15 protein-coding genes are annotated in these 20,745 nt (G+C 43.9%); 1 reads left to right on the forward strand and 14 read right to left on the reverse strand.

The window, feature by feature from the left end; translation table 11 throughout:
• The first annotated feature begins 7 nt into the window (after positions 1-7).
• Complete coding sequence (locus ACHKAR_RS03055; protein ID WP_395416120.1) at positions 8-3,550, forward strand: ABC transporter permease; 3,543 nt, start codon at positions 8-10, stop codon at positions 3,548-3,550.
• 3 nt (positions 3,551-3,553) lie between these two features.
• Here ACHKAR_RS03055 and ACHKAR_RS03060 read toward each other — a convergent pair whose 3' ends face one another.
• The 14 genes from ACHKAR_RS03060 to ACHKAR_RS03125 all read right to left on the reverse strand — a co-directional run bounded on the left by ACHKAR_RS03060 (position 3,554) and on the right by ACHKAR_RS03125 (position 20,740).
• Positions 3,554-7,015: a hypothetical protein gene (locus tag ACHKAR_RS03060; protein ID WP_395416121.1), complete on the reverse strand. Its 3,462-nt coding sequence runs from the start codon at positions 7,013-7,015 to the stop codon at positions 3,554-3,556.
• Entirely contained in the window at positions 6,954-10,559 is a 3,606-nt protein-coding gene (locus ACHKAR_RS03065) for an ATP-binding protein (protein WP_395416122.1), read from the reverse strand. The genes ACHKAR_RS03060 and ACHKAR_RS03065 overlap by 62 nt, the downstream gene beginning before the upstream one ends.
• A gap of 27 nt (positions 10,560-10,586) precedes the next feature.
• On the reverse strand, positions 10,587-10,952 hold the full coding sequence (locus ACHKAR_RS03070) for a DUF983 domain-containing protein (RefSeq protein ID WP_159580169.1): 366 nt from the start codon (positions 10,950-10,952) through the stop codon (positions 10,587-10,589).
• Between the two features lie 272 nt (positions 10,953-11,224).
• Positions 11,225-11,809, reverse strand: a complete 585-nt coding sequence (locus tag ACHKAR_RS03075) for a DUF420 domain-containing protein (protein WP_159580171.1) — start codon at positions 11,807-11,809, stop codon at positions 11,225-11,227.
• Positions 11,784-12,209, reverse strand: coding sequence for a hypothetical protein (locus tag ACHKAR_RS03080; protein WP_395416123.1), 426 nt, complete (start codon positions 12,207-12,209; stop codon positions 11,784-11,786). The genes ACHKAR_RS03075 and ACHKAR_RS03080 overlap by 26 nt, the downstream gene beginning before the upstream one ends.
• A gap of 62 nt (positions 12,210-12,271) precedes the next feature.
• Complete coding sequence (locus tag ACHKAR_RS03085) at positions 12,272-12,595, reverse strand: cytochrome C oxidase subunit IV family protein (RefSeq protein ID WP_159580175.1); 324 nt, start codon at positions 12,593-12,595, stop codon at positions 12,272-12,274.
• A 19-nt stretch (positions 12,596-12,614) separates the two neighbouring features.
• A complete protein-coding gene (locus ACHKAR_RS03090) occupies positions 12,615-13,361 on the reverse strand; it encodes a cytochrome c oxidase subunit 3 (RefSeq protein ID WP_395416124.1) in 747 nt (248 codons plus the stop codon).
• A 9-nt stretch (positions 13,362-13,370) separates the two neighbouring features.
• Positions 13,371-13,952 (reverse strand): cytochrome c oxidase subunit 3, encoded by a 582-nt coding sequence (locus ACHKAR_RS03095; protein ID WP_159580179.1) that lies wholly within the window; start codon positions 13,950-13,952, stop codon positions 13,371-13,373.
• A gap of 1 nt (position 13,953) precedes the next feature.
• Positions 13,954-14,841, reverse strand: a complete 888-nt coding sequence (gene cyoE / locus ACHKAR_RS03100) for a heme o synthase (RefSeq protein WP_159580181.1) — start codon at positions 14,839-14,841, stop codon at positions 13,954-13,956.
• The gene (locus ACHKAR_RS03105; RefSeq protein WP_395416125.1) at positions 14,841-15,854 is read right to left on the reverse strand and encodes a COX15/CtaA family protein; all 1,014 of its coding nucleotides are present in this window, start codon (positions 15,852-15,854) and stop codon (positions 14,841-14,843) included. The genes cyoE and ACHKAR_RS03105 overlap by 1 nt, the downstream gene beginning before the upstream one ends.
• Positions 15,841-17,697, reverse strand: coding sequence for a cytochrome c oxidase subunit I (locus ACHKAR_RS03110; RefSeq protein WP_395416126.1), 1,857 nt, complete (start codon positions 17,695-17,697; stop codon positions 15,841-15,843). The genes ACHKAR_RS03105 and ACHKAR_RS03110 overlap by 14 nt, the downstream gene beginning before the upstream one ends.
• Positions 17,698-17,708: 11 nt before the next feature.
• A complete protein-coding gene (locus ACHKAR_RS03115; protein ID WP_395416127.1) occupies positions 17,709-18,761 on the reverse strand; it encodes a cytochrome c oxidase subunit II in 1,053 nt (350 codons plus the stop codon).
• Between the two features lie 61 nt (positions 18,762-18,822).
• Complete coding sequence (locus ACHKAR_RS03120; protein ID WP_159580189.1) at positions 18,823-20,091, reverse strand: quinol:cytochrome C oxidoreductase; 1,269 nt, start codon at positions 20,089-20,091, stop codon at positions 18,823-18,825.
• A 25-nt stretch (positions 20,092-20,116) separates the two neighbouring features.
• Positions 20,117-20,740, reverse strand: a complete 624-nt coding sequence (locus ACHKAR_RS03125) for a c-type cytochrome (protein WP_395416128.1) — start codon at positions 20,738-20,740, stop codon at positions 20,117-20,119.
• Positions 20,741-20,745 lie beyond the last annotated feature (5 nt).

The raw sequence follows: 20,745 nt of genomic DNA on the forward strand, positions 1-20,745 counted from the left end.
TTAGGGGATGAAGGAATGGATGAACTGGCCCTGGACTGAAATGTTACTTGCCTGTGCGGTGGTTCACGGCATCATTGCAGCAGTGCTGCTTCTTTTCAATAAGTTCCCTGCGAGTCAGTTTTTGGCAAGACTACTCCTGAGTACGCTCATCTTTCTCTCGAGCAGCTTTGCCCCTTCCGGTTTATTCCTGGATCAATTTGCCCTGGCTCTGGTGGCTATCAGCCTTTTTCTCTACACCAGGTCATTTTTTACCCAAAAAACCCGTAATAACAATAAGCACCTGCTACCGTTGGTGCTTCCAGCGCTTTTCACATCTACTTCGGTGATGGGAGTTGATTTCGAATATGGCTTCATTATTCGGGAAGGCACCCTAATCGCCATTGTGGTTATATACCTCCTTTCTGCCCTCAGGACGGCACAGATAGAAGCAGCCCAGCGTGGGATCTACTGGTTTCAAAACCCGGGAAGCCGCCTGTTATGGTTTAGAAATTTTCTCCTTTTCTCGGTACTCCTTATTTCCTATTGGCTCGTTGCCGGCAATACCCTCGGTGTTTGGGAGACTTCCCTGGGTATTCTGATTTTCAGCTACTTTATCTATTTTCAAATCTTTAAGGAATCTACCTTCCTATCCCCAATTCCTCTGGGAAATAAGTATCAGAAATCAACCCTCACTCCCGGGCAGAAAGCGGCCATCCTGGAACGTCTGGATGATTTGCTACAAAAGGATAAATTTTACCTCCAGAGCACCATATCCCTCAGTCAGTTGTCGGATCAACTACACACCACCACCCATCACCTTTCTCAGGTGATCAATGAAACCAAAAACACTTCCTTCCAGGAGCTGATCAGTCAGTACAGAGTGCGTGAAGCCAAGCACTTGCTGAAGGCACCGGAGCAGCAGCAGACCAAAATAGAAAACATCGCTGCCATGGTTGGGTACAACTCCAAATCGGCCTTTAACACAGCTTTTAAAAAGTATACAGGGCTCACACCGTCAGAATTTAAGGATACCAAGGGTGTTCGATCCTATCGGGAAGAACGTCTGCCCGGCCAGAAAAAACCATTCTTTCAATACTTAGGCCTTAGTTCGTACCATGTTTTACCAAACCTCAAAACAAACATGGTTAGCAACTTCCTGAAAATTTTCTATCGTAGAATGGTGAGAAACAAAGTGTTTTCTGCGATCAATCTATTTGGGCTCACTGTTGGGTTTTCCTGCAGTATCCTGATCTACCTATTCATCACCGACCAACTCTCCTACGACAAGGAGCTGGAGGATAGCGAGAGAATCTATCGCATAGCGTGGATGAGTGACAACCCCCAGACGCGCACCCCACACCCCATGGCCATGGCCATGGCCAGAGATCTGCCAGAGGTAGAGGCTGCCACCAGTCTTTCACCATGGAATGGTGTCGGGCAAAGCAATGAGACTGTGAAAGTAGAAAATGTGGAGGCTGAAATTCTGTTTCAGGAGCCCAATTTCTTCTTTGTGGATTCTACTTTTCTGGATGTCTTTCAGCTAGAGGTAATAGCCGGCGACAAAGACGCACTCAGGAAACCATGGAATCTGGTCATCACCGACAAGATGGCCAAAAAATACTTTGGCAGTGAAGACCCCATAGGGCGTGAACTAAACGTAAATGACATGCCTGTGGAAATAGCAGCAGTCATCAAAGGGGTGCCCGAGAAATCTCATTTTCACATTCAGGGCTTGGTCTCCTACGTGACCATCAAAAACATTAACCCCAGTAACCCCTGGTTCACCTGGGAGGACTTTGGACATTTTAATTACATCAAAACCAAATCTGGTGTGGACCCCGCCAAGTTGGAAGCCAAAATCCCCGAATGGGTCCTTTCATACCTCAACTGGCCACAGTCTTACAGAGCCTCTCTGCTGGAAGGTGATTATCAGTTCGCTTTGCAACCAATAGAAGAAATACACCTCATGTCTCATCTGCGATGGGAGCTGGAAAACAATGGCAACATCCTGTATGTATATATTCTTACTGGCACCTTGATCTTCTTACTCCTCATTGTGTGCATCAACTACATTAATCTGACTACCGCTAAGTCATTGGAAAGAGCCCGGGAGGTGGGAATCAAAAAGACACTTGGTGCCTATTCAGGAAATCTTACGCTCCAATTTTACCTGGAGTCACTTATATTTTGCCTGCTGGCCTGGGTCCTTGCCCTCCTGCTTGCGGTATTGTGTCTAGACACCTTCAATTACCTATCCGGTCAGGCATTTAACCTTTCAGACATCTTTAACAGCTCTTTTCTGCTAAAATCCATGGGTTTATGTCTGGCTCTGGCACTTCTGGCTGGTTTTTACCCTGCTTTCACCTTGTCTTCATTTATTCCCATGGAAGTGCTGAAAGGCAAGTTCTCTTCCTCATTCCAGGGAAGACAAGTGCGAAATGGATTGGTGGTCTTTCAGTTTTGTGTCTCGAGCATTTTGATTATTTCCAGTCTGATCATCATGAAGCAGATCAACTTCATGAAAACCACATCGTTGGGTTTTGATCATGAGGCGGTCATATCCATCCGCATACACCCAAGTGTAGAGATCGGTGGAATCGATCTACGACAGGTCGAGACCTTCAAAGAACAATTTGGCAATATCCCCGGAGTGCTCAATACAGGTTCCATTTCCAACCTGCCCGGTGGTCAGTTTAATCAAAATGCCATTTTTCTGGAGGATAATCCCGAGAATCGTGTAGATGCTTCTGAGCTATATGTAGACTATGGTACGGCGCCATCTTTGGGTCTGTCTATGGCCATGGGAAGATACTTTGACCCTATCTATGCAGCAGATTCTGCCGGGACCACCTTTATAATCAATGAAAGCGCTATGTCTGCCCTTCGTCTGGAAGATCCGATCGGGAAAAGCCTGACATGGGATAGCGATCCGGTAGCCCAAAAAGGAACCATCATAGGGGTCGTTAAAGACTTTCACTATCAGTCACTGCATGAGGCCATTCAACCATTGATCATCCAGCTCAATCCCGAATATGCCAATCACCTCCTGGTGAAAATGGAGGGTAAGAACTTTCAGCAAACACTGAACGACATACAAATGAGCTACCAGAATATTGAGAGTGAGTTACCCTTTAGCTATCGCTTTTTGGATGAGCAACTGGCTAATCTTTACCTATCTGAAGAACGCACGCTCAATGTCTTTTCCATTTTCGCGGGATTGGCTTTGTTTCTGGCCTGCCTGGGATTGCTCGGCCTGGCTCTGGCTCTACTCAATCAAAAAGCAAAAGAAGTAAGCATACGGAAAATTATGGGTGCTACACCCAATCACATTTTAGCTATGGTGTTTTCTCAGTTTGCTCGATTGCTCGGGCTGGCACTCCTGCTGGGGCTACCTACTGGCTATTTTCTGATGCAAAGATGGATTGGTGAATTTTCTTACCAGGTAACATTGGGAGTAACCCCCTTCTTACTGGCATCCGCTCTCCTGCTTCTCGTGGCCCTTGGCAGTGTGAGCTTGGTAGTATTGAAAATCTCCCGGGCCAATCCTGCAGATAACCTGAGGTATGAATAGGTTCTAGAAATAAGCGGTCACCTGCACCGATCCTGTATGTACAGCCGCACTTTCTGCAGATTTTCTACCAAAGTATTGAAGCGAAAGCTGCAACCCTTTGCCCAGGGACTGCTGCCAGTTGATATTCCACTTCTGGTTAGTCCCTGGCTGGAGGGCTTCAAGTAGCTCATAGCCCAGATACGAGTTGATTTCCCCGTCGAATTGAATTTCCAGCCAAGTGAAGGAAGCATTCAGGTTACCTTGCCCCGACCTGACCCATGTGGCTTCCAGCTTATATTCATTGATCTGGGTATTCTCATCTCCCTCCGCCAACCTTTGTTTGTCTCTTCTGCCATAGCCCGTGATGAGTCTGAAGGTATTCAGTGGCTGCCAGACCACCTCGCTTTCAATGGTTCTTCTCCCAAGGCTAAAATTCCTGCTTTCCAGAAAATCCGAATGATTAACCGTTTCGCCCAGCCCACCACGGCCTCTCAAAGTAACTACTGACCCAAATCCAATGCGGTAGGCAGCGAGCCAATCCTGCTTCTCTCTAATCTCAAATCCCCCACTGAGCAATGATTTACTACTCTGCCCTGAACGCGTGACATCCAATCCAAAGCCCGGAGCATTCCTGTTGTAGAAAAGGGTATGACGATAGAGGTTCCTTGCTGAAACAACTTTCTCATCACTGAGGTCCACAGAGAAGGGATCCAACCTTGACATCAAATCCTGTGAAGTGGTTTTGAAGTCATATTTCAGGTTGGTATTGAAAGACACCCGGGACAACACGGGTAAAATCCCGCTTTCATCACGCCAGCCCTCGGGCATTTTCACATCCAGCGTGTGTATGTAAGTAGACTGGTAGGCATTGATGTACTCATCTGTGGGTGTGAATAATTTAATGAAGGTCTTCTCATCTGGATTAATAGCTTCATAAAATTCATTGATATCCTGTATTCCATCTTCATTTTCGTCCCGCCAGGTATGAGTCCCCTCTCCCGTGGCTACATTCAAAAAAACAAATTCCCGCTTAAGCTCACGAATGTTTGCCGTCGCAAAAGTAAGGTTACTGGTAATGTGCCGCTTCGCAAAATGTCCCAACCAGGATACCCTACCAAGTATATTCTCATCTGTATCCCTGTCACCAATCTGTTCTTTCACCTTCCGGTAGTTGAGCTGAGCACCCACCTGATGATTCGTCAGGCTTTTGGAATTCATCGTGAACCGGTATTCCTCGGCTTCTGTATAGGGACTCAGTGTGCCATCTACAGGGAGTTTGTCCTTTCTGAGTATATAGTCTGCTCTAAAGGTGGTTTTCAATGAATCTCCGCTTTCGACGAAAAAATCATGAGCATCAAAATACATCAATGTACTCAACACTTCTTCGGTGTCCACATCAGTGGTTGTGTTGTGATCCAATGAAAAATGATAGCCCGGTCGAAGTACCCAATCCACGAGCTGAATCTGTTGGCTGGACCGGAGCCATTCGGAGTGATATCCCGCGGGTTGATTGGTCATAAGGAAATTACTGGACTTCACCTCCATTGGGCCAATCCTGTGACCAAGATTTAACTCCTGCTGGACACCCGCAACAACCTGAGCCCTATTCCTCACGGTGAGGCCATATTGACCACCATTGCGGTCGTCTTTTCTTAATCCAACCTGCGCAGAAAAAATCTGATCCTGCCGGGTCTTCAGGGTATCTGCAAATACATCGTAACCCCAGTCCCGATCGTAATCGGCACTTCTAAATCGATCAATAAAGGTGAAATACCTGCTATCAAACTCATAAGTCAGCTCTGCATTGACCGGATAGCCCGGTAAAAATGAAATCTCACGACCCGAAGACACCACCCCTCCTTTCCATGCAAAGCCGCTGTTGTCAGCATCGTCTATGGGCGAATACAGATTTTGATCCAGTGTGGATATGGCCAGCTCCTGATAGACCTGTTCATACGCCCCTATTTTGGCCCGCAGGCCTGAAACAAACATTCGCTTCTGATTGGGTGTGGGGATGACCTGTATAGGCGCATAACTGCCAGCACCGGTCCCTACCCATTCATAAATCCGTCCATTTGAAGTAGTATTTGCGAGCATGTAGTCTCCGTTGCCTGTACCCACTTCAGAAAAACTAATCCTGAATACAGCGACTTCCGGGTCAGTGCTTTGCTGGAAGATGCTGACCTGCGCACCTTCTGCATTGACCGTATCCCGCTTTTGATATAGGACAGCATTTTCAATGTATGCAGTAGAGTCCACACCAGAAATACTCGCGACACCACCATTGTCGCCTGCTGCTCTAAGGTTCAGCACATCGGATTCGTTCAGGTCAAAGGCGAGGGTATTGGATGGATTATCCTTTTCCTGATAATAATTAAAGTACACCGATAAATGCTCATTGCTGAGCTGCTGGGTGGCAGACAGGTTGGTTCTGGTATAGAACTGATTGGCAAACTCATAATCCACACGAATCCTGGAAAACCGGGTGATGATGACCGCACTACTGAAGGTAATTTCACCGAGGTTATAATCGATCACATAATCCCGATCAAATCCCCGCTCCAGCAACCTTCCGTCCAAATACACCCGCTCGGAGTTAGCCATCACAATGATGAATCGCTCTCCATTGGCTCCTCGCAATTTATAGGGGCCCTGCACACCCTCCTGTGGCTGAATCACCGCCGAGGTAAACTGACCCTTGGCCAGCGCCCCTGACACCTGAGAAGTGGATTTCCACTCTTTGCCCACAGATGTGTGAGCCTTCATGGCCAGCCCTTGCACATTCTTATAGTATTTTAGAAAATAGCTCTCCTTCACCGGGTTCTGCAGTACAATATCCCCAGCAATCACTTCAAACTGGTCATTGTATAACTTGATAAACACATTATCAAAATCTCTGATTTGCTGCGTGTTACCTTCTGGTTGATAAGGGATATTCTGATCCGTAATGACAGCACTCACCTTCAGGTCTTCGCTAAGGTTGCCTTCCATTTGGAGGTTAAGAGCCGAATTAACAAAGACATTCTGGCGGTTGCCAAAGGTGACTCCACGGGTGATCGCCCCAAAGGTGCTAACCGTCCCAAAAGAAAAGATCTCTTCCTCTTTGATCGGTGAAAGAGCTGTACCCCTTTCTCTCAGTGCACCGGCAGTGTATCTATTCACATCTCTATTGAACACCGGCTGGTGTATGACTTCAGAAACGGAGCGGAAACAAATCTCCACTGAGTCCTGAGTGAGCGTCTCCAAAAAGGTGATGGTGCGATGATCGGGCTCGAGGCGAAATGCCACATCGGGGTTGACAGAAATGCTGGAAGCTTCTACTGGCAAGGTGTCCAGCAAAACAGTTTCTCCAACCAAATAAGTGGAGCACTTAAACGACTGAGAATGGGCTGTCAGGACGATCAATCCAAACAGCAAAATCAGGCTATACCGAATAGACAGGTAATGAGATGTAGAAGGTAGTACCTTTCCCCTGCTCCGATTCAAACCATATGTTACCTCCGGCGTTTTCAATTCCTTTTTTAGCTACAGCTAAACCTATCCCACTTCCTTTAGATTTAGTACTAAAATAGGGAGTAAATACTTTTTCTTTTTGCTCATCCGAAATTCCCATTCCCGAATCCGCTACAGACAGGATCATTTTATCACCGCTCACGCGCACGCCTACCTTTATTTTGTGCGTTTCGGGGGTCTCCTTAGACTGTATGGCATTGAGTAAAATATTGGTAATAACCCGACTGAAAATCTTCGGATCCAGATAAACCATAACAGACTTCACCTCATAGTCTTTCTTCAATGCCACTTCATTGCTTTGGTAGAGATCAATAGTCTTATTCAATAGACCTATCACTTCCACCGGCTCATTATTAGGTGCGGGCATTTTGGCAAACTCTGAAAAAGAGTCTGCTATGCTGCTGAGAGAATCCACCTGACTGATCAGCGCTTCGCAAGTCTTATATTCCTTGCTATCTGTTTCGAATGATCGCATCATCTGCTGGATCTTCAGTCGCATAGGTGTCAGCGGGTTTTTGATTTCATGCGCCACCTGACGGGCTATTTCATTCCAGGCCGACTCTTTCTGTATGGCCGCCAGTGCCTCCTTGCTCTCTTCCAGTTTCACCAGCATGATATTGTATTCTTTGACCAGACTCCCAATCTCATCTTGTGCTTCATAGTGAATAGGCTGGTTGGTCTCCTCAAGGCTGATTTTTCTGATTCGCTCACCAATCTTCTTCAGTGGCCTCACCAGCTGACCGACAATCACATTCCCTCCAAGCAGTGATATGAGGAATATGATTGAAAAAATAACCACGAGGCTATTAAATACCTCTACCTGCTGCTGGCGCAAGTGATTTTTAGAATCGAAATAAGGCATAGATAAGAAAGCCATAAGGCGGCCGTCTTTGTAGGACCTGAGCGCCGTATAGGAAGTTTTGAAATCTAACTTTCCAATGGTTTCATCTAATATGATGTTCTGCTCTCGCTTATTTTTGATCTGGTAATATGCTTTTGTATCCAGCAGCCTGGAAAGTAACCCGAGCCTGAAGATCTCCGGCTGACTGGTAATGACCAACCGTCCATTGATATCATAGATATTGAGGTCAGACTGAGCAAGGGTAGCAGCTTCCACAATTTCGTTGGCATATTCATCGATATTGATCTGATTAGAGAAAAACATTTCAGACTGATCAAGGATATTCTCTGCGATATTATAGCTCCTCTTCTGAAAATTACGATCAATCTCCTCACGGTAGGAAGAATTCAATGTATTAATCAAGGCAACGCTCACCACCAGCATAGGCAGTAAAAAGGACAAACCCAGGTAGACCTGAATCTTGGTAGACAGATTGAACTGAGCTCCAGATACAAAAATGCGGGCGCCAAGAAACAGGAATCCTGTGAAGAAAACCAATAGCAAAAACATAAAACTTGAATTGGCCAGGATCGCCTGAGTCTGATAAGTCGGAGACACTATAATCACCGTGCGGTTGTCTACAGTCTTTAGACCAAAGTAGTGATACCCCCCTTTCTCCAACCCATTATCATACAGCTCTTCATCCTGAAACTCAGCACTCGAAAGCTTATTTTCAAAGCTGTAGCGGCCCTGCTTGTAGAGCATCTCACCGTTCTTATACACGGCATAGTCAAACTCTACTTTACTTCCCAGATAATATTTACTCTCCAGAAGCAATTCAGGAAACACACTGGATGGGATGTACTTCTTCAGCGTAAGGTCGAGTAAAATATAGCCTACCTGACGACCATATGCCGAAATCTCCAGAAAGCATAAGTATTTGTTTCTGACGTTCTCTTCCCGATCTTCCATGAAATAAATGCCCTCATAATCGGTATAATATTCAGGAATGGCATACTCCTGCTGCCACGCTTTATATGACTTGGTCGAAACGTCAGGCTGCAGAGATTCACCCGCAGCATCAAATAAATAAACATCTATGTCGTACTTCTTAAAATAGGATGCCAAAAACTGTCTCTTGATCTTCTCCCTGATGTTTTGTCGGGCCAGAATCTTGCTCATAAGACGGGTTCTTACGTATCGATCCTGAGAAATCTCCTGGATGATTTCACTGAGATAATACTCCCCTATAATGTCATTTCTAATCAGAAGTCTGTTAGCAAACTTCTCTTTAGCTACTAAATCATCCTTCTCGTGATGCTTGTAAACTGCCAGAGAGCTCACAATGGATGTGGTTGCGAAAACCATGACCAGAAAGATGAAAGTCTGGTAACGAAGCCTGTTGATCGCTTTACTAAACTTCCAGAAGTCAACCAAACAGGAAAGTAGCACAAATGCACTCGCATACCCCAGACCAGGACCAGGCAATACAATAGTTAGGGGGAGCGCACTCACCATAAGAATGTATTTCAGCACTTTATTTACAGGAAGGACAAACAGAGTCAATTGGCAAATGCTGAAAATCAGCATCACTGATAGCCCTATCAATATCAAAAATGCATATGCACTGATCCTTAACTCATTAAAAACGATAGAGCTACTGATGTCCAACTCAACCTGCGAATGCTCTAAAAGCAGCCAGGTAGATCCGTAGACCAGCCAAGCCACCATCACAATCATTAGTGAAAGGAGTACCCCTATCCCGATAGCCCCTGGACGAGACAATTTGCTCACCCAATCTGACAGGTCGCTCACCACGGCGCTGTACACAATGGCAGATATGATGAAAAGCACAAATCCATTCACAAGTAAGTCCCCCAAGGTGGGGTTGATCAGATCTGCTGCAAAAAATACCGGATTGAAGAGGTCCCAATCACCAACGGCTGTCTGTGTATACCAAAAAAGCAGCAGCCTCCATCCCACAATAATCATGATCAAAAGTCCTGATCTTTGGAGTTTGGAATAGGAAGATCTCCCAAGAGCGCTTATGACAAACCAAACACACAGCAACCCCGCCAGAATCAAAGCCACTAATCCCATCCACTCACCATTTGGATGGCCCTGTTCTGAAATAACTGCCGTAAATAAGGGAATACCGTTGAATGAAAAAGTATGTGGGCCACTGTCCGTAATTCTCAGTTCATAAGCCTCGAAAATTTCGCTATTGAGCCGATCAGATAGGTACTGGTTTTTGACCGGAGGACTTTCATAAAGCGTAACCATTGAGAAAATTTCGATCAGATCCCGATCGGTTACCACCTGCCTCCTTTTGACAATCCGTACTCCAAAGTCATCCTTTATGGTATAAAGGGTGTCTGATTTTTTTAAAGCGCCATATTCAGGATAAAACTGATTGTCAGTCCAGTAGACCAATCCCCCATTAACAAAGACCCGCTTGCTAAAACGAGCATTGTCTTTAATGGAAAAAGGGTTGGTATAGACAGCCAATTCATTCTCAAATTGATCTATGTCTTGCTGTTGGGCCCTAAGTACGGTTTGTAAATTAGTGGATATTACCTGAGCAATCGTCTCGGGTTGTCGATTGCTGGTTATCCCATAGAAAAGGACAGCCAGAAGAATTAGTAGAAAGAGAAAAAAGCTGAATTTTAGCCGCATACCTTAGATAATCACTCCCAAGATACACTATTTCGATTTTTTCGGATCGTAAGTGACTCCTCCGAAAACATAGGTAAATATGATCCTGGAATACCTGAAGGTGAAGGGGTACAAAAGCAGTGCCACAGCCGATATACTGATAATATAAGTTTCGAGTGACGGATCCCCCACAAAAACATATAAGACAAACACAGTAGCTAAAAAAATACCGACTGAGAGCGCATAACTCACATACATGGCACCATAGTAAAAACCGGGCTCCTGCTCAAAGCGATGGCCACAATGAGGGCAGTTTTCGTGCATGGCTCCAAACTTTCTCAAATTCGAAATGGGATACAGAAACATATTCCCTTCCCTACATCTGGGACACTTACCTTCAATTATTGCCTTCAAAGGCCCTTTTTTTGCCATTAACTTTCGCATTACGATACCAGATGAACGCCACTAGTCCAATAATAAGATATGGGGCGCAGAATAAATAGAGGATCCCGAAATTCAGACCTGCAGCCAAGGCAGTGTCACCATGACTCACATTATTCACCACTTGGGTCCTACACATGGCACATTGCGCATGAGTAAGCACTGGCATCATGAATAAAGCAACCAATGAAAGTAAATATCTAACTTGTTTCATGCCTGGAAAACAGCCTCGTAATTGATTAGGTTCAAAGGTAATAAGGACTAATCATAAGATAAACGATCACCCCAGTAACAGATACATACAACCACACTGGAAAGGTATACTTTACAATCCTTACGTGCTTCACAAACTGACCTGTGAGCGCATAATAGAAAGCGAAAAGGACAAATGGAACCACCACGATTGACAAAGCGATGTGTGAAAGCAGGGTAAGCAAATAGACCGTTCGATAACCCCCTATTTCAGCGCGTTCTGCTTCACTCAACACCCCATCGTGATTGATGTCCCCATAAACCGTGGAAACCGTAGAGGCATGATATAAAACATATGAGAGCAGGAAAAGAGTCCCTAGTCCCAGAGCCGTCATCATGAGGTTCCGATGCAGGGTGGTACGCCGGGTCTTTATGGCTGCCAATGCCGCAAGCAATAGTACAGCGGTAGCGCTGTTGATCACAGCATTTAAAGTAGGCAATAGCTGTATCCACCCGCCGTTCTCAAATGACAGCTTAACAGGAGCAAACAATAGAACGGCTACCACTACCGGGATCGCCACAGAAACTACCGTTATCCACTTAGAGTATGACTTACTGGTTTGAATAATCTGTTCCATTATCTAGGTTTAGTAAATAAATATCAATTTCGGCAAGCAGCCTATCCACTTCCTCACGGTTTAACTCGAATTCCCCACGGATCATTCGCCCATTGTCAACTAAATAAATTGAGCCGGGCAAGCCGCAGGAATCCAGCGGATATTCGTGGTAGTTCATTTTTTGGAGGTCTTTCATTTTGGCTATAATCCGATTTCGTTCATTCACAAAATCCATAGCCACATTAGCATCCAGCACAACGAAGCTACTGTCGTTGATACAGGTAGTATTCCATTCACCTAAAACAGGTAAGTCAAAACGATTCTCACCAAAGGCTTGTAAGAAGAAATACCATGCGATAGGTAGCCCAAAAACTATCACAAAAAAGACAATAACAATCGGCCTGCTTTTGTTCATAATCATTCAAAAAAAAAATCATGCCCAACTAACTCAGGCATGATTTAAACATTCATTTCTTCGGAAAGTTATTGAAGGACTTCCAAAATGGCCGCTCCCTGATACATCAAGATGAAAATCAGGAAAACGATAAATATGATCGGAAGTAAAATGGACAACTTCAACGATTTCTTCTCATGCCCCAGGTGCATGAACTCAGCCACAATGTAAAAAGCCTTCACAATGGTCAGAATGATAAACACTGACGTTCTGAATACTCCTGCTGGTACTGTAAAAGCAATTACGAACTCGATGGCCGTAACCACGCCCAAAATCAAGGCTACTTTTAATATCTTATTTATCTTGGACTTATCTTCAGGGATTACCTGAACTTCTGTAGTTTCTAATTCCATGTTTGTGTCTATTTAAAAATCAGATAAGGTAAAAGAACGTAAATACGAATACCCAAACCAAATCAACAAAGTGCCAGTAGAGACCTACTTTCTCCACCATTTCATAATGTCCCCTTCTTTCGAAAACGCCAATTACTGCCTGGTAGAATATAATAAAATTGAACATCACTCCACTAAAAACGTGAAACCCGTGAAACCCTGTGATGAAAAAGAACAAGGCAGCAAAATTGGATGGACCATATTGATTCATAGTCAAACTGGCCCCTTGTAGAATATTGGAACCTACATTTTTGCTCAAATCCGTACCATGGATAAAGTGTGACCACTCCCATGCCTGACATCCAAGAAAAGCAAAACCACCAACAATGGTCCACAACATCCACTTCTCAACACCCTTCCTATCCATTCTGTGACCTGCTTCTACAGCCAGCACCATGGTTACACTACTCAATATAAGCACAAAGGTCATGATCCCCACGAAAACCAATGGAGCCGTCACGCCGTGTAAAAAGGGCACTGCATCAAATACTTTTTCAGGGATTGGCCAATACTCCTGTGAGAATGCAAAATCAGCAACAGCTCCATCATATGCGGGGTGACTGTATCTGATCATCCCGTATGTAATCAGGAGAGCCGAAAACGTGAAAGCATCCGAAAGCAAGAAAAACCACATCATGAGTTTTCCATAGCTCGCCTTCATTGGAGCCACTCCACCACCCCAGGGGTTGGTGGTGCTTTCATCTACTATAACTGCTGTGTTTGCCATAGCGCGTGTCTAATTGTTTAAAATCAAAAATAAGTATAAATACAACCAAAGTCCACCCAGATAATGCCAGTAAGTCAGACACATTTCTATCTGTGCCAGACTCTTTGAGTGTACTTTATATCTAAAAGCGTTCACTAATACGATTGCTAAGAAAACAACTCCGCCGATTAAATGCAAAGCGTGCAATCCCGTAAAAACATAAATAAACGAACCGGCAGGATTACCTACAAAATAGACATCCTGGCTAACTAACTGACTCCAAGAGAGGTACTGACCAATCACAAAGCCTGATGCCAAAAGCCCGGACAATATCAGGTTCAATCTTAACCAAAATAAATTATTCTTTTTCGCAAAAATATATGCCAGTTGCATCGTTACACTGCTCAACACGATCAACACGGTAGTCACATTGAACAATGACGGAAACTCGATAAGTGGCCAGTTTCCTTCAGCTCTCTTCACTATATAAGCACTTGAAAGCGACACAAAAATCATTGTCACCGTAATGATGAAAAGCCACATGGCAAACTTCTTTGGGTGCATCGACCTCACCCTCACATTTCCTACTGGTATATCTGCTGCTTTATCCATTTCACACCTTATCTAATAAATACGCTATCTGCACAATCGGCAAATAAATAAAGGACCCAAACATAATTTTCAATGCCGACTTACGTGAATAATCCTTCATCAATGAGAATGTCTGACTCAAAAACAGGGCTCCACAAACTGTAGCCACTACCCCACTGGTAATTCCGACCAACCCAAAATAAGTAGGAAGCAGGCCCAAAGGCAGTAAAAACAGCGTATAGATCATTATGTTGATCGCCGTGTTAAGGTCTTGCTTTCCTCCACCTGGAAGAAGTTTAAAGCCTGCTCTTTTATAATCTTCATCGGCCACCCAAGCTATTGCCCAAAAATGCGGAAATTGCCAGATAAATTGGATTCCGAAAATAATCAAGGCTTCGTGTGATATGCTTCCTGTGGCAGCCACCCATCCAAGCAATGGAGGTAAGGCACCAGGTATAGCTCCCACAAATACAGCTATTGGCCCCACTCGTTTCAATGGTGTATAAACAAAAGAATATAGCACCATCGACAAAAAGGAAAGCGACACGGTCAGGATATTGGTCTGCCAAACAAGGATACCAAAGCCCAAAGCACCAATCAATAGCGCATATTGAACAGCTTCATTTACAGAAAGTCTTCCGGTTGGTAAAGGTCGGTTTTGAGTCCGCTTCATCAGCTTATCCAGATCTTTCTCAATAATCTGATTAATAACAATTGAAGTACCGGAAATCAAAAATCCTCCGAAAACCAACCAGCCAAAATGAATCCAGTCTATGTGCCCCTGATTCCCAAGTAAATAACCGAAACCACAGGAGAAGGCTACTAAAAAGGACAGTCTAAACTTCAAAAGTTCATAAAACGCTCTGACCTTTTCTGTGAATGAAATGCTATGTAATTCAATGGATTGCATCAACTCTTTTGGGCATATGAATTTGCGTACAAAAATAGGTAAAATATAACTCCGAAGGCCATTGTTCCAAGAAGCAAATGTAGTGGCTGAGCAAACGCAGGAAAGCTGAAATACGCCATGATCACACCTAAACCGATCTCTATACAGATGATAACAACCAGAGACTTCAAAAAGGCAGAAACAGTTCCGTGCTTCCAGTTTAAATAAACCACATAACCCACTATGGCGGTTAGCAATAAGGAATATGATCGATGCACATAAAACAACAAGCCCAGTTGGTCCAACCAACCCGAGCGATCTATGTCCGTCCCATGTTTGATCACATCTATCTCCTCCCGAACCTGAACGCCAAAAATGATTTGAATGGTAAACAGTACGAGCAGCACAAGCAACCAGCCACCACCTGTCACTCGGTGCTCATCCCGTGAAGACATCAGATACCGCTGTGTGAGCAACAAAGCCACCAGCAACAAAGCCAAGATCATGTGGAAAGAAATGAACCCCGGAAGCAGATTAGTAGAAACGACTAAAGAGCCTATCCAACCCTGAAAAACCACCAATACAAAGGACAAAACTCCTAGAATAGCCACCCATTTAATAGTACTTATGTATTTCAAAGTGAAAATCATGTTCATGATAACCAGAAAACCTATGATCACACCCACCAGTCGATTGATATATTCCACCCATGCTTTTTGAGTATCAAAATAAGTAGCTACCCCTATGGACGGATCATTTGTTACACGCTGCGCCAAATCCTCCCAACCAAACCACAGGAGCGTAGCAGCCAATCGCTCATTCTTTTCAACCCTAGAAGACACGAATATATCCTCATAGTTGGCTGGAAGCTCAGAAGCACTGGCTGGAGGCACATAAGATCCAAAGCATTTGGGCCAGTCTGGGCACCCCATACCCGCCCCCATACTACGAACAATGCCGCCCACTAGTATCAAAAAGTAGACGGCAATGATCGTATATAAATTAACTTTTAATGATCTGTTATTTTGTTTCATTAACCTGAGCACTACCCTCAGTTTTCGCTGCCTCAGATTCGTGCGGAAGATTCGACTCTGGAGTCTGGCTGAAAGGAATATGCTGTGGTATAAAATCCTCTGCAGCACCAGGCTTACTATAGTCGTATGGCCATCTGTATACTTTAGGAATTGCTCCAGGCCAGTTACCATGTCCGGGTTCTACTGGTGTAGTCCACTCCAACGTGTTAGACTTCCATGGATTCTGAGGTGCTCTCCTACCTCTATACATACTGTAAAAGAAGTTGAACAAGAAGATAAACTGTGCACCAAAAGTCACAATAGCTGCCACACTCACAAATGAGTTAAGGTCAGCAAACGAGCTGAAAGCATCAAAGCTGGTGAATGAGTAATACCTTCTTGGAAAACCAGCTATACCAATGTAATGAAGCGGGAAGAATACGAGATAAACTCCCACAAATGTCATCCAGAAGTGAATAAATCCTAACCGGTTATCCATCATTCTGCCAAACATCTTCGGGAACCAATGGTAAACACCAGCTAACAAACCAAAGAATGATGCACTTCCCATCACAAGGTGAAAGTGAGCGACTACAAAATAGGTATCATGCAATGAAATATCCACCGCGGAGTTTCCAAGAAATAATCCCGTGAGTCCACCTGATATAAAGAAAGAAACCAGACCGATAGAAAATAGCATCGCAGGAGTAAATACGATGTTACCCTTCCAAAGTGTGGTGATGTAGTTAAATGCCTTTACTGCTGATGGCACTGCGATAATCAACGTAAGGAACATGAAGATGGATCCAAGGAAAGGATTCAAACCTGTCACGAACATGTGGTGCGCCCAAACAATAAAAGATAAGAAAGCAATCGCCAGAATAGAACCAATCATGGCCCGATAACCAAAGATTGGCTTCCGTGAATTCGTAGAGATAATTTCAGAGGTAATACCAAGAGCAGGGAGAATTACAATATAAACCTCCGGGTGTCCCAAAAACCAGAACAAATGCTGATAAAGAATTGGGCTACCACCGACATTAGGCAGTGCCTCACCGTTGATATATATCTCAGATAAATAAAAGCTCGTCCCAAAAGACCTGTCAAAAACCAACAGCAAAGCAGCAGCAACAAGTACCGGGAATGATAACAAACCAATTACCGCAGTGATAAAGAAGGCCCAGATGGTCAATGGCAAACGTGAGAAGGACATGCCTTCCGTCCTCATATTGATCACGGTGGTGATGTAATTAATACCACCAAGTAAAGTTGACACAATAAAGAACACCATTGCAACCAACCACATGGTCATACCTGCCCCTGAACCCTGAATAGCCTGTGGCAACGCGCTCAATGGAGGATAAACTGTCCACCCACCCGAAGCTGGCCCTGTCTCAAGAAATAACGAGATAAACATTACAAGACCTGAAAGGAAGAAAAACCAGTAGGACAGCATATTCATGAACCCTGACGCCATATCTCTGGCCCCTATTTGAAGAGGAATCAGGAAATTACTAAATGTACCACTCAGACCGGCGGTCAGTACAAAAAACACCATTATGGTGCCGTGCATAGTTACAAGTGCCAAATAAAACTCTGAGTCCAATTTTCCACCCTCAGTGATCCATTTTCCTAGAATTGGTCTTAACCAATCCAGCTGCATTTCAGGAAAACCCAGCTGCAGCCTGAAAATGATGGAAAGTGCACCCCCAATGATCGCCCAAAAGATTCCGGTAATCAGGAATTGCTTAGCAATCGTCTTATGATCTGTGCTGAAAATGTATTTACTGATAAAGCTCTGCTCATGATGCTCGTGATCATCATGTGCCAAATGTTCTTCTACTTGAATGTCTGCTACTGACATGTTAATTCTTTTTAATATGTACTGCTAACAACTGAATTTCCAACTTTTTGTATTCCGGCATTGTCTTCAATACCCGATGCTATTCTGGCCATTTCCTGCAACTCATCAGGAACCTGAGAAAGATAGTCTGCATTTTGTTTCAGCCAGGCATCCTGACTAGCATACCACTTTTCATATTCCTCGGGCTCTAGTACCTCAATCAAATATTTCATGGCAAAATGCCCCTTCCCACATATCTTGTTACATACTAATTCATAGTTGAATTCAGGATTTCCAGTCTCTGTACGCATCTCCTCAGTGGTTTTGGTAGGAACAAACCAGAACCTGGTTGGCATACCTGGTACAGCATTCATCTGTAGCCTGAAATGGGGTTGATAGACACTATGGATTACATCCCTTGCTCTAATCTGGAGCAGCACAGGCTTTCCTTTTGGGAGATACAATTTGGTCGGGATAAAATCATCGAAGGATGCTCTATCGCTAAAATCAATTCCAACCTGATTCACCACATCTATTTTCTTGTAATCGTAGTCTCCGAGTTTTTTATCGGCGCCACCATATCTCACGGCCCATGAATACTGGTACCCCATTACTTCAATCACTTCAGCACCTTCTGGTGCAGGGCCTGTAATATCAACCCATGCCTTCCATCCGGAAATAATAAGTATCGCCAAAACCACCGCCGGAACAGCTGTCCAGATGTACTCCAATTTACTGTTATGAGGGTAGAAATGGGCCTGATTGCCCTCTTTGTGCTGGTACTTATAAGAAAACCCAAACAAAAATATCTGCGTCACAATAAATACGAAACCAGTGATAGCCATAGTAATCCAGAACAAACGATCTGTAACCACACCATGCTCGGAGGCTAATGGCTGAACAAAACTCTCATCCAAACCTCCAAAAGAATAGTAGAAGAAACCGACTATCCCTAAAACCAGAAATACTACAAGTAAACTAGCCTGAAGTTTATTGCTGGCAGGTATCTCTTTTTTCGAGTCTCCCTTCACAATCCCAACCAAGGTAAATACCCTGAATATGGAAATCAGGATTCCTACAACCAAGATAACTGCTAATATTATGATCAAATCCAACATATCGAATTACTTATCTTATCTCTGATTTTTAAATATGATGATGTAAACTTTCTTCCAGCATGGGGTGATTCTTGGCATACAGTGGTGCCTTAGACAACTGATTCAAAATCACATAGATAAAAGCTCCTGAGTAGACGAACATTAAGCCAAGCTCAAGGAGTCCAAAACCTCCGTTACCTTTCAGTGTTCCTGGTGTAATCATCAGGTAGAAATCAAGCCAGTGTCCGATGATTATAACTGGAGCCACCACCTTGATGAATCTCGAATGCCGCTTGGCATTTCTTGTCATCAATACAAGGAAAGGGAAGAAAAAGTTTACGATCAGGTTAAGGTAAAACAATGGCGCATACTGACCGTTCTTCCATCTTTCTACATAATAAATGGTCTCCTCAGGGATATTGGCATAATAGATCAATAGAAACTGTGAAAACCATATGTAAGTCCAGAACACACTGAAAGCAAAGATGAACTTGCCCAGATCATGAATATGATTGGCATTCACTATACTCAAGTATCCTTTGTCCTTCAAAAGAACCACAATGAAAGCAGTCAAGGCCAATCCAGAAACCCACCAGCTGGCGAAGTTGTACCATCCAAACATGGTGCTGAACCAGTGTGTATCGATAGATAATACCCAATCCCAGGCAGCCATGGACGAAGACACTGCAAAGAAAATAATGAATATGGCAGACAATTTTCTCAATTGATACCACTTCTCTGTTCCACCTTCTAAATCCTCTTTATAGGCCAGGCTTTTCAGCTTTGCAAAAAGCATATACCATACAGCAAAGAAAATAACTAAACGAGCCAGGAAGAACACAGGCACCGATCCTCCATGAAGTGGCCAAAAGAAATAAGGGCCCTTACCAGCAATGATAGAATCATAGTCCGGGGATGCAGGATCATAAAGATCATGATGAGTCCAGTGAAACAAGTCGTGACCTGCCACAAAATAAGTTACTAACATCAGAACACCTGCAAATGGAATCCATGCTCCAAATGAAAGAGGTATTCTCTTAATCCCAGCAGACCATCCCGCCTGGGCTGCATATTGAATGGCAAAGAACAGCACTCCGATAAGAGCTATTCCAGCAAAATATACATTATTGATCCATAGGTTTGCGTAGAGCCTTTGAGTCCAGTGGAACGCATGACCAGCCTCCCCTTCCAACTCATGGTGACCTCCACCCATAGATATAGAGAAAATTCCCAGTAAAGCTAAAACTGCCCCTACTGCTATAAATATGAATAGATTCTTTTTGGTCTTTGCTGTAAATTCAAATGTTTCCTCAGCCATATCTAAAATGGATAAAAATCAGTTTTTATTGTTGTTGCAGAGTTTGTACATAAGTAGCGATCTTCCAGCGATCATCCACACTTATCTGAGAGGCATGAGCTCCCATGCGTCCCTTGCCATTAGTAATCACCCAGAAAATATGACCGGATTTTTTATCCTTTACTGTGGCAGAATTATAGGCCGTTACACCCTTATATACTTCACCTACCAGTCCATCGCCTGCACCTTTTTCTCCATGGCAATGCTCGCAAAACCTGAGATAAAGAGCCTTACCTTCTTTCAAAGCTTCCTTCGAGTCAGCAAATGGATTGGTCAAAACCTCTTCAGCAGTAGCATAATCATCAGCTGCTATACCATTCGAAGCAATATACTCACCCCTCTTAATGGTATTCGCCACGGGCTCTCTCATGGTCATCTTAAAAGGATTGTATGGATTTGAGTTATAAAACTCACCATGTTCATCCTCAGGATTTGAATCCAACCAACTTCCTTTGCTCTCGTCTGTAATTTGTGAAAGTGGTTCATACGGAGTAGAGTGATACATCTGTGGGGCGTATTCCAAGCCCGTATCATCCACACCGGCAGCACATGCACCTAACATGGCAGTAACCACACCCGCAACTAGTATTTGATATGTATGTTTTAACATCTTCA

Origin of the sequence: Marinoscillum luteum (assembly GCF_044005705.1) — a bacterium.
In the GTDB taxonomy this organism is placed as follows: domain Bacteria; phylum Bacteroidota; class Bacteroidia; order Cytophagales; family Cyclobacteriaceae; genus Marinoscillum; species Marinoscillum luteum.

Bases quoted from the DNA above. Each gene is read 5' to 3' on its own strand.
- ACHKAR_RS03085 (WP_159580175.1), bottom strand. From the start codon at position 12,595: ATGGAATTAGAAACTACAGAAGTTCAGGTAATCCCTGAAGATAAGTCC.
- ACHKAR_RS03095 (WP_159580179.1), bottom strand. From the start codon at position 13,952: ATGGATAAAGCAGCAGATATACCAGTAGGAAATGTGAGGGTGAGGTCG.
- ACHKAR_RS03080 (WP_395416123.1), bottom strand. From the start codon at position 12,209: ATGATTATGAACAAAAGCAGGCCGATTGTTATTGTCTTTTTTGTGATA.
- ACHKAR_RS03090 (WP_395416124.1), bottom strand. From the start codon at position 13,361: ATGGCAAACACAGCAGTTATAGTAGATGAAAGCACCACCAACCCCTGG.
- ACHKAR_RS03105 (WP_395416125.1), bottom strand. From the start codon at position 15,854: ATGAAACAAAATAACAGATCATTAAAAGTTAATTTATATACGATCATT.
- ACHKAR_RS03125 (WP_395416128.1), bottom strand. From the start codon at position 20,740: ATGTTAAAACATACATATCAAATACTAGTTGCGGGTGTGGTTACTGCC.
- ACHKAR_RS03055 (WP_395416120.1), top strand. From the start codon at position 8: ATGAAGGAATGGATGAACTGGCCCTGGACTGAAATGTTACTTGCCTGT.
- ACHKAR_RS03110 (WP_395416126.1), bottom strand. From the start codon at position 17,697: ATGTCAGTAGCAGACATTCAAGTAGAAGAACATTTGGCACATGATGAT.
- ACHKAR_RS03065 (WP_395416122.1), bottom strand. From the start codon at position 10,559: ATGCGGCTAAAATTCAGCTTTTTTCTCTTTCTACTAATTCTTCTGGCT.
- ACHKAR_RS03120 (WP_159580189.1), bottom strand. From the start codon at position 20,091: ATGGCTGAGGAAACATTTGAATTTACAGCAAAGACCAAAAAGAATCTA.
- cyoE (WP_159580181.1), bottom strand. From the start codon at position 14,841: ATGCAATCCATTGAATTACATAGCATTTCATTCACAGAAAAGGTCAGA.
- ACHKAR_RS03075 (WP_159580171.1), bottom strand. From the start codon at position 11,809: ATGGAACAGATTATTCAAACCAGTAAGTCATACTCTAAGTGGATAACG.